At 66.9% G+C, this 8,953-nt stretch carries 8 protein-coding genes, 1 tRNA gene and 1 pseudogene; 5 read left to right on the plus strand and 5 right to left on the minus strand.

All coding sequences use genetic code 11. The annotated features are described in order from the left end of the window. Nucleotides 1-2: 2 nt before the first annotated feature. Nucleotides 3-1,445, minus strand: a complete 1,443-nt coding sequence (locus EPO55_RS13905) for an NAD(P)-dependent oxidoreductase (protein ID WP_296337486.1) — start codon at nucleotides 1,443-1,445, stop codon at nucleotides 3-5. A 246-nt stretch (nucleotides 1,446-1,691) separates the two neighbouring features. Beyond that, a complete protein-coding gene (locus EPO55_RS13910; protein ID WP_296337488.1) occupies nucleotides 1,692-2,645 on the minus strand; it encodes a complex I NDUFA9 subunit family protein in 954 nt (317 codons plus the stop codon). A 115-nt stretch (nucleotides 2,646-2,760) separates the two neighbouring features. Between EPO55_RS13910 and EPO55_RS13915 the strand changes: the two genes are divergently transcribed. From EPO55_RS13915 to EPO55_RS13930, 4 genes are all read left to right on the plus strand, one after another. Beyond that, a tRNA-Leu gene (locus EPO55_RS13915) sits at nucleotides 2,761-2,845 on the plus strand. A gap of 26 nt (nucleotides 2,846-2,871) precedes the next feature. Next, on the plus strand, nucleotides 2,872-3,483 hold the full coding sequence (locus EPO55_RS13920; protein WP_296337489.1) for a ribonuclease H-like domain-containing protein: 612 nt from the start codon (nucleotides 2,872-2,874) through the stop codon (nucleotides 3,481-3,483). 83 nt (nucleotides 3,484-3,566) lie between these two features. Continuing rightward, the gene (rpoN, locus tag EPO55_RS13925) at nucleotides 3,567-5,105 is read left to right on the plus strand and encodes an RNA polymerase factor sigma-54 (protein WP_296337490.1); all 1,539 of its coding nucleotides are present in this window, start codon (nucleotides 3,567-3,569) and stop codon (nucleotides 5,103-5,105) included. A 116-nt stretch (nucleotides 5,106-5,221) separates the two neighbouring features. After that, complete coding sequence (locus tag EPO55_RS13930; protein ID WP_296337491.1) at nucleotides 5,222-5,692, plus strand: PTS sugar transporter subunit IIA; 471 nt, start codon at nucleotides 5,222-5,224, stop codon at nucleotides 5,690-5,692. Nucleotides 5,693-5,716: 24 nt separating this feature from the next. Here the strand turns inward: EPO55_RS13930 and EPO55_RS13935 are convergent, their stop codons facing one another. Both EPO55_RS13935 and EPO55_RS13940 read right to left on the minus strand, forming a co-directional pair. Further along, nucleotides 5,717-5,938, minus strand: a complete 222-nt coding sequence (locus EPO55_RS13935; RefSeq protein ID WP_296337492.1) for a DUF1150 family protein — start codon at nucleotides 5,936-5,938, stop codon at nucleotides 5,717-5,719. A 19-nt stretch (nucleotides 5,939-5,957) separates the two neighbouring features. After that, nucleotides 5,958-6,425, minus strand: coding sequence for an Hsp20 family protein (locus tag EPO55_RS13940; RefSeq protein WP_296337494.1), 468 nt, complete (start codon nucleotides 6,423-6,425; stop codon nucleotides 5,958-5,960). Between the two features lie 269 nt (nucleotides 6,426-6,694). On the opposite strand from EPO55_RS13940, the gene EPO55_RS13945 reads away from it, so the two are divergent. Continuing rightward, a complete protein-coding gene (locus tag EPO55_RS13945) occupies nucleotides 6,695-8,374 on the plus strand; it encodes a heparinase II/III family protein (RefSeq protein ID WP_296337495.1) in 1,680 nt (559 codons plus the stop codon). A gap of 9 nt (nucleotides 8,375-8,383) precedes the next feature. Here EPO55_RS13945 and EPO55_RS13950 read toward each other — a convergent pair. After that, nucleotides 8,384-8,953 (minus strand): annotated as a pseudogene (locus EPO55_RS13950) (tryptophan--tRNA ligase); the annotation flags it as partial.

Here is an 8,953-nt window from a genome sequence, read left to right on the forward strand (position 1 = left end):
ATCTACTCCGCTGCGATTCGTTGGGCGTTCAGCGCCTTTGTCGTCAGATACGAATGGATGCGCTCGGCGGCGTCGCGGCCATCGCGCACCGCCCACACCACCAGCGAGGCACCGCGCACGATGTCGCCGGCGGCGAACACGCCGTCGACACTGGTCATCATGCTGCGCCAGTCGATGTCGAGCGTGCCCCAGCTGGTGACGCCAAGATCGGGCGTGGCGAGAGCTTCGGGCAGATTCTCCGGGTCAAAGCCCAGCGCCTTCAGCACGAGGTCGGCCTCGATGTTGACATGGCTGTTGGGGATCTCCTGCGGCGTCTGACGGCCGGACGCATCGGGCATGCCGAGATGGATGCGCACCGTCCGCACATGGCTCACGTGGTCCTTGCCGAGGAACGCCTGCGGCGCGGACAGCCAGACGAACTCGACGCCTTCCTCCTCGGCGTGCTTCACCTCGCGTTGCGAGCCCGGCATGTTGGCGCGATCGCGCCGATAGAGGCACTTCACCGACTTGGCGCCCTGGCGAACGGCCGTGCGTACGCAGTCCATCGCCGTGTCGCCGCCACCCACGACCACGACGTTCTTGCCCTCGGCGTACAGCGCGCCGGACTCGATTCCCGGCACCGCGTCGCCGAGGCCGCTCCGGTTGGCGGCGGTGAGATAGTCGAGCGCCGCCGCGATGCCGGGCAGGCCGACGCCGGGGGCCTGGATGTCGCGCGCCTTGTAGACACCGGTCGCGATCAACACCGCGCCGTGACGCTGGCGCAGCTCTTCCATCGAAACGTCGCGGCCGATCTCGCAGCCGAGATGGAAGGCGACCTTCGAGTCGCGCAGCAGTTTTTCGCGGCGCTGCACGATGTCCTTCTCGAGCTTGAAGTTGGGGATGCCGTAGATCATCAGGCCGCCGACGCGGTCGTAGCGATCGTAGACCGCGACCTGGTAGCCCTTGCGGCGCAGTTGCTCGGCGGCGGCGAGGCCCGCCGGTCCGGCGCCGATGATGCCGACGCTCTCAGGGCGCTCGCGGCGCGGCCGGATCGGCTTCACCCAACCCTGGCTCCAGGCGGTGTCGGTGATGAACTTCTCGACGGAACCGATGGTGACCGCGTCAAAACCCTTCTCGATGACGCAGTTGCCCTCGCACAGCCGGTCTTGCGGGCAGATGCGGCCGCAGATCTCGGGGAAGTTGTTGGTGGCCGAGGAGAGCTCGTAGGCCTCCTCGAGCCGGCCTTCGGCGGTGAGCTTCAGCCAGTCGGGAATGTTGTTCTGCAGCGGGCAGTGGATCTGGCAGAAGGGCACGCCACACTGCGAGCAGCGCGCGGCCTGTTCGGCCGCCTTCTCGCGGGCATAGTTGCTGTAGATCTCATCGAAGTCGCGACGGCGCTCGGCGGCCGGCCGCTTGTCCGGCATGGCCTGCGACGTTCCGACGAACTTCAGCATCCTTTCGGCCATGGCCCAGCCCTCGAAGCAATGATGTAATTTTATTACGCAAAGGGCGTGCCGCTGGCGTCAAAGCTGCGCGCCCACGCTCTTTCATCATGGATTAACTCTATAGTCAATATTACTGACCTATTTTTCGAGCGAAAGAATCTCAGAGGTTCATCAAGGAGAAAATACCTGAATGAAATCAAAAATATATTACCATTATAGGACTAATTGGAAAAAGCAGCCAGATGCGGGCAGAAAAGCCCGATTTTATTAGGCGGGAGCGTGCTGGTTGTAGCGGCCGCCAACGCGGAAGCGGTCGAGATAGGTCGGCAGAATGGCCTCCGCGGCGGTCGGCTGGATGCCAAGGGCGGCGAGCCCAGGGGCGCCGGGCCGGGCGACGTTATCCTGGGTCAGGAGCTCGACCTGGTCGTGGGTGAGCGGCGGGACGGGCAGGAATTCGGCGAAGAAGCCGGCGATCTTCATCAGGGGGGCCGGCACGCCCAAGATCGGCTTGTGGCGGTCGATCTCGCGCAACACGAGGGCGGCGATCTCGCGATAGGTGTAGGTGCGCGGCCCGCCCAATTCGAACACGGTCTTGGCTGTCTCCGGGCGGGCGAGAACGGCCACGGCGGCCTTGCCGACGTCGCCGCAGAACACCGGCTGGACCTTGGCGGAGCCGCTGCCCACGACGGGCACGAACGGCGCCAGTGCCGCAATCCGCCCCAGCCGGTTGAACATCGCATCGTCGGGCCCGAAGACCACGCTTGGCCGCAGGATCGTGGCCGACGGGAAGCCCGCCACGATCGCGTCTTCCGCCTCGACCTTCGACCGGACAAAGCGATTCTTCGAGCCGCGGCGGTCGGCGCCAATGCCCGAGATATGAACCAGTCGCTCGACACCCGCGGCGCTTGCCGCTTCGGCGATGGCGCGGGCGCCGGCGACGTGAACCGATTGGTAGCGCTGGCGGCCGCGCTGGAATGGAATGCCGGCGGCGTTGATCACGGCCTGGCTGCCGGCGATCGCTGCCGCCACCGACGACGGCACCCTGAGATTGGCCCGCATCAGCGTGATCTGGCCGACATCGCCTGCGGTCTTCAGGGGCTCCGCCAGCTCGATCCGGCGGACCGCGACGCGGACCAGCAGGCCCTCCTGCGCGAGCGCCCGCACAATGGCCCGGCCGATGAAGCCGCTGCCGCCGAAAACCGTGACCTGCTTGATGCTCATGGATGCTGCCTATAACTCATCGTCGTCCCGGTGCAAGAGGATGGCGCAAAGGCACTGCGGTTGACATCGGCGCGGCCCCGCCCTAACTCACGGCCCGCAACAGCCCGCATGCCGTGCCCAGGTGGCGGAATTGGTAGACGCACTAGTTTCAGGTACTAGCGCTGAAAGGCGTGGAAGTTCGAGTCTTCTCCTGGGCACCATGCAGGGCTTGCGAGGCATCCGTTAAATGGCGATCAGCCTTCACCGCGGCGACCTTCCCGCCGATCTGTCGTTCGGGCCCGTCGTGGCGATCGACACCGAGACGATGGGCCTCAACCCCCATCGCGACCGGCTCTGCCTGGTCCAGCTCTCGGCCGGCGACGGCAACGCCCATCTGGTTCAAATTCCGCGCGGACCGATCAAGGCGCCGCGCCTGGCCGCCCTGACCGCCGATCCCAAGGTCCTCAAGCTCTTCCACTTCGGCCGCTTCGACATCGCCGTGCTCGAGCATGCGCTCGGCGTGCGCTGCGAGCCGGTCTACTGCACCAAGATCGCGGCAAGGCTGACGCGGACCTTCACCGACCGTTTCGGCCTGAAAGATCTCTGCAAGGAACTCTTGGGCGTCGACCTGTCCAAGCAGCAGCAGACCTCCGACTGGGGCGCCGAAAGCCTGAGCGACGAGCAATTGGCCTATGCCGCGTCCGATGTGCTGTACTTGCACGCGCTCAAGGCCAAGCTGGATGCGCTCCTGAAGCGGGAAGGCCGAACCGATCTGGCCGCCGCCGCCTTCCGTTTCCTGCCCAGCCGGGCCCGCCTGGATATCGCGGGCTGGCCCGAGATCGATATTTTCGCACATTGAAATATAGCCAGGCGTGACTTTGGCACGACTATTGCATTAGAACTTCCGGCGGGGGTCATTGGCCCTCGGGGTTGGGGGTAACGATGCGTATCGGTCCGAGTCTCCTCTTGGCGTCACGCCAGACGCTGGCGATGACACCGCAGCTTCAGCAGGCGATCAAGCTGCTGCAATTCTCGCACCTCGAACTCGCGGCCTTCATCCAGCAGGAACTCGAAAAGAACCCGTTGCTGTCGGAAGGCTCTTCTGACGAAGGCCCGATTGCCGAGCCCGACGCCCCGGTGATCGACGCTCCCACCGACACGGCCGAGGCCCTTGCGGCGGCGGCACCGGCGCTGGCCGAAGCCGACGACCGCTGGACGCGCGAACATGCCGACCGCGGCGGCGATGCCACGGCCAGCACGGTCGGTCAGCGCGAAGGCCTGCCCGACGCGCTCGACTTCGTCGCCGGCCGCCCGCGTTCGCTCGCGGTCTATGTTCTCGAGCAGATCGACTTGCTGTTCACCGGCGTCGACGACCGGCGGATCGCCCTGAAGCTCGCCGAGGGTCTCGATGAAGCCGGCTACTGCCGGCTGGACGTCGCGGGCGTCGCCGAAGCGGCCGGCGCCAGCACCGAGGCCGTCGAGGCGGTGTGGGCGCGCCTGCGCCAGATCGAGCCGGCGGGACTGTTCGCCCGTTCGCTTGCCGAATGTCTGGCGGCCCAGCTCGCCGAACGCGACCGACTGGACCCGGCAATGAAGGCCCTGCTCGCCAATCTCGACCTTGTGGCCGCCGGAGAACTCGGCCAGCTGCGGCGGCGCTGCGGTGTCGACGACGAGGATCTGCGCGACATGCTGGCCGAGCTGCGCACGCTCGATCCGCGTCCCGGCCAGGCTTTCGACTTCGAGCCGATCCAGCCCGTGGCGCCCGACCTTTACCTGCGGCCGGCCAAGGATCCCGACACCGGTGAGGACGGCTGGTTCATCGAGCTCAACACCGATGCGCTGCCCAAGGTCCTGGTCGATCGCAACTACCACGCGACCCTGATGAAGGGCGCGCGCGCCAAGAACGATCGTGCCTTCGTCGCCGAGCGCTTCCAGTCGGCCAACTGGCTGGTCAAGACGCTGGAGCAGCGGGCGACGACGATCCTGAAGGTGGCGCGCGAGATCGTCCGCCAACAGGATGGCTTCTTCCGCCACGGCGTGAGCGCGCTCAAGCCGCTGGTGCTGCGCGACATCGCCATTGCCACCGAGCTGCATGAAAGCACGGTGAGCCGTGTCACCTCGAACAAGTACATCGCCACCCCGCGCGGCATCTTCGAGCTCAAGTATTTCTTCACCTCGTCGCTGCCGGCGCGCACGCCGGGCGTGGTCGTGTCGTCGGAGTCGGTGCGTTCGCGCATCAAGCTCCTGGTTGGCGGCGAGAGTTCCCACCAGCCTTTGTCGGACGATCGCATCGTCGATCTGCTGAAGGGTGAGGGTGTCGAGATCGCCCGCCGGACCGTTGCCAAGTATCGCGAAGCCATGCGTATTCCGTCGTCGGCCGAGCGTCGGCGCCTCGGCCGCCTCGGCATGAGCCGCAGCCTCCCGGCGTCCATGCCGAGTGCTGCCCTGGCGTCTCAGGCCTTGACCGGTCCGGCCGACTGAGGCGCCAGCGATGGCCGCCGCAAGGGGTGGCTTGACCGGCCCGAAGGACGCGCCTATAGGGGCGCACCCCTCGTCGGGCGAAGAATGCTTTCGCTCGCTAACCCATTGGTGTGATTGTGGAAATCGCTGATTTGCTGACCGGCCCCGAGGCCGTTCTGGCCAGCGTGAAGACGTCCGGCAAGAAGGCCCTGCTGGCCGAGCTGGCCAGTCGCGCCGCCAACGTGTTTGCACTTGAGGAGCGTCGTCTGTTTGATCGCCTGATCGAACGCGAGGCGCTGGGATCGACCGGCATTGGCGGCGGCATCGCCATTCCACATGGGCGCATGCCTTCGCTCGCCGCGCCGCGCGGCCTGTTTGCCCGGCTTGCCCAACCCGTCGCCTTCGATTCGATCGACGAGCGTCCGGTCGACATCGTTTTTCTGCTGGTGGCTCCCGAGGGCGCCGGCGCCGACCATCTCAAGGCGCTTGCCCGCGTCTCACGCCTGCTGCGCGATCGCAGCCTTGTCGACAAATTGCGGGCCACGGAGAGCGCTGAGGCGCTCTACGCCCTGCTCGTCGAATCGGTTCAGGCCCAAAGCGCGGCCTGAACCCCTTTTGCTTTTCTCCCGCGTCTAGTGAACCAGCGCCGGCTCGAGGTCGTGCTGGCGGATCAACGCCTGCGCGACTTCGATTGAAGGCGCGGCGGCCATCGGCTTGCCGTCGGCCGAGAAGATGCCGATCGCATGCGCTCCGTCGGGCAGGTTGATCGCCTTGACGTAGGCGACCTGCTCGGCGCCCAGGCTCAGAAAGGCCTCGTCGGCGAGGCGGGTGAAAGTGGTCTGGCTGTTCTCCACGGCTACCTCCTTGGCAGCATCAGCGCGATTGAGTGCGGCGCGCGGTGATATCTACGGCGTTGGTTGCGCCGACGGTCGTCTCGCCGGCGTCGATTCGAATGGTCCGGATTCTGGGCTCGGCGGCGGGGCGCATCAGGTCGATCGACAACAGGCCATTGTCCAGGCGGGCGCCCATGACCTCGATGCCATCGGCGAGCATGAAAGCCCGCTGGAACTGGCGCGCGGCGATGCCGCGATGGAGATAGACCCGATCGGTGTCGTCGGTCTGTTTGCCGCGAACCGTGAGTTGGCTTTCCACCAGCTCGATGACGAGATCGCCGGTCGTGAAGCCGGCCACCGCGAGGACGATCCGCAGGCCGTTTTCGCCGATCCGCTCGATATTGTAGGGGGGATAGCCCTCGGCGTTCTTGGCCAGCCGGTCGAGCGTGCGCTCAAGCTGGTCGAAGCCCAGTAACAGGGGCGAATTGAACATCGATACGCGGCTCATAGAACCCTCCTCCGAGGAGCGAGTGGCCAGGAAGCCAATTAGGCCTTCCCTTAAGGGTAAATCTGGGGTGCCGCCGTCCCCGTTCAAGGGGCTGCCCAGCCCTTCCAAACCATCGCCACGGCCCCCCGGCTCGGGTAAACTGGGCAAAACCCCCTCCACCGCCCCGCAGACCATCGCGTGGCCAAAGAATAGAAAAAATGACGCTGGTCGCCTCAGAGACACGACGGCCCGGTGAACCTTTGGTCCCCGGGACCCGGCCGATCCGTTCGGTGCCTGCTCGCCCGTCGGGAGCGGCCGCCGGCGAAGGCCGCAGGTTCGGGCGCTGGTTCCTGGGCTCTGCCCTCTATTCCCTGACCCTGGGCTACGGCACGCCGCGCAGCTTCTTCGCCGTGGCGCCCGATTCGTGGCCCGGCGACACGGCGCTCGGCCAGCGCCTGCTGGGCGGCGAGTTCGCCGCGCATGGCAGCGTGGGCCCTGTCTCGCCCGAGTCGGAAGATCCGCCCTGGCGGCGGTTCGGTGCCACCGCCCTCTGGCTCGATGCCCTGAACGGGTTCGCCTGGCTGCGCGACCTGCGCGACTGCGGCGACCCGGCGGGCGCTGCCCTTGCCGCCCGACTGGTCGACGATTGGACGAATAGGGAGTGGCGCTGGTCGTCGCGTACCTGGCGGCGCGACGTGCTGGCCGCGCGCATCGTCGCCTGGATTCGGCACTACGACTGGTTGGCCGCCGGTGCCGATCCGGGATTCGCGGCGCGCTTCGTGTTCTCGCTGGCCCGCCAGCGCACCCATCTCAAGCGCGCGCTGCGCACCGGCCTGGTCGGCCATGAAGCCGTTGCCGCGCTGAAGGCGATGGTCTTTGCCGATCTCGCGTTCCTGCGCGACGGCAAGCGCTTCGAGAAGAGCCTGGAGCAGACACTGGCCAGGCTCGCAAAGTTCGTGAAACGCTACGTCATGCACGACGGAATCGTGGCCGAGCGCGCGCCGCATGTTCAGGTGGCGGTGCTGCAGCATCTGCTGGACGTGCGCGCCGCGCTCGCGTCGGCCGAACGCCGCGCACCGGCCGAGCTCATCGCCGCGATCGATCGCATGGCGCCGATGCTTCGTTTCTTTCGCCATGGCGACGGTGGATTGGCGCTCTTCAACGGTGCCTGGGAGGGTGATCGCGCGCTCATCGACCTGATGCTGGGACGTTCCGGCTCGAACGAGAGCGCGCCGATGATGGCGCTGGCGAGCGGCTTCCAGCGCCTGGCCGCCGGGACGTCGCTGGTCATCGCCGACGCCGGCAGTCCGCCGGGCCGTGGCATGGACGGCATCGCGCATGCCGGCACGCTGTCGTTCGAGATGAGCGCCGCGCACGAGCGGCTGATCGTGAACTGCGGCACCTATCCCGGCGCGCAACGCGACTGGCGCCACTTCATGCGTTACACCGCAGCCCACAGCACGGCGGTGGTCGACGACACCAATTCGACCGAGATCACCAATCACGGCGCGCTGGAGTATCGCGCCGGCAACGTGCTGGTCGATCGCGCCGACAACGACGGCGCGCAGTGGCTCGACATGAGCCACGACGGCTATCGCTCGCTCTACGGCATCATCCATCGCCGCCGCCTGTGGCTGTCGCCGGATGGCGGCGACCTGCGCGGCGAGGACACCTTCGTCGGCCCCGAAGGCCGCCCGGTGACGGTGCCCGATCAGCGCTTCATCGTGCGCTTCCATCTCCATCCGGCGGTCAAGGCGACGTTGGCGCAGAGCGGGCAGGCGGTGCTGATGCGGCTGCCGAGCGGCCGCGGCTGGCGGCTGCGCGCGTCGGGCGCCGGCATCGGCCTCGCCGAAAGCATCTATCTCGGCGAGGAAGGCCGCGTGCGCCGCACCGAGCAGATCGTGCTGGTCGGCCAGGTTCCGATGGAGGGCTGCACCGTGAAGTGGGCCCTGACGCGGATGGAAGGCTAGTCCACGGGCCTAGGGCTTCAGAAAGCCCACCGTCTTGTAGACATCCGCGAGGATCGGCCCGGCCAGTGCACGGGCGCGCCCGGCGCCGTCGCGCAGCACGGCGTCGACATGGCCCGGATCCTTCATCAGCCGCTGCATTTCCGCGCCGACAGGCCCCAGCTTGGCGACGGCGAGTTCCGTGAGCGCCGCCTTGAATTCCGAGAACTGCCGGCCGGCGAACTCGCGGACGATGTCTTCCTTCTCGCGGTCGGCCAGCGCTGCATAGATGCCCAGCAGATTGTCGGCATCGGCCCGCTTCCCGGCGTCCTCAGGCGTTTCCGGCATCGGCAGCGGATCGGTCTTGGCGCGGCGGATCTTCTGGGCGATGGCGTCGGCATCGTCGGTGAGGTTGATGCGCGAATAGTCCGACGGATCGGACTTGCTCATCTTCTTGGTGCCGTCGCGCAGGCTCATGACGCGCGTCGCCGCCCCGAAGATCAGCGGTTCGGTGATCGGGAAGAAGTCCGGTGCCGCGAAGTCGTTGTTGAACTTGATGGCGATGTCGCGCGTCAGCTCGAGATGCTGCTTCTGGTCCTCGCC

The sequence above is a fragment of the Reyranella sp. genome, assembly GCF_004296935.1.
GTDB lineage: Bacteria > Pseudomonadota > Alphaproteobacteria > Reyranellales > Reyranellaceae > Reyranella.

Excerpts from the sequence above, each read along its gene's own strand:
- EPO55_RS13905 (WP_296337486.1), bottom strand. The coding sequence starts at position 1,445 with ATGGCCGAAAGGATGCTGAAGTTCGTCGGAACGTCGCAGGCCATGCCG.
- EPO55_RS13920 (WP_296337489.1), top strand. The coding sequence starts at position 2,872 with ATGGCGATCAGCCTTCACCGCGGCGACCTTCCCGCCGATCTGTCGTTC.
- EPO55_RS13910 (WP_296337488.1), bottom strand. The coding sequence starts at position 2,645 with ATGAGCATCAAGCAGGTCACGGTTTTCGGCGGCAGCGGCTTCATCGGC.
- rpoN (WP_296337490.1), top strand. The coding sequence starts at position 3,567 with ATGCGTATCGGTCCGAGTCTCCTCTTGGCGTCACGCCAGACGCTGGCG.
- EPO55_RS13940 (WP_296337494.1), bottom strand. The coding sequence starts at position 6,425 with ATGAGCCGCGTATCGATGTTCAATTCGCCCCTGTTACTGGGCTTCGAC.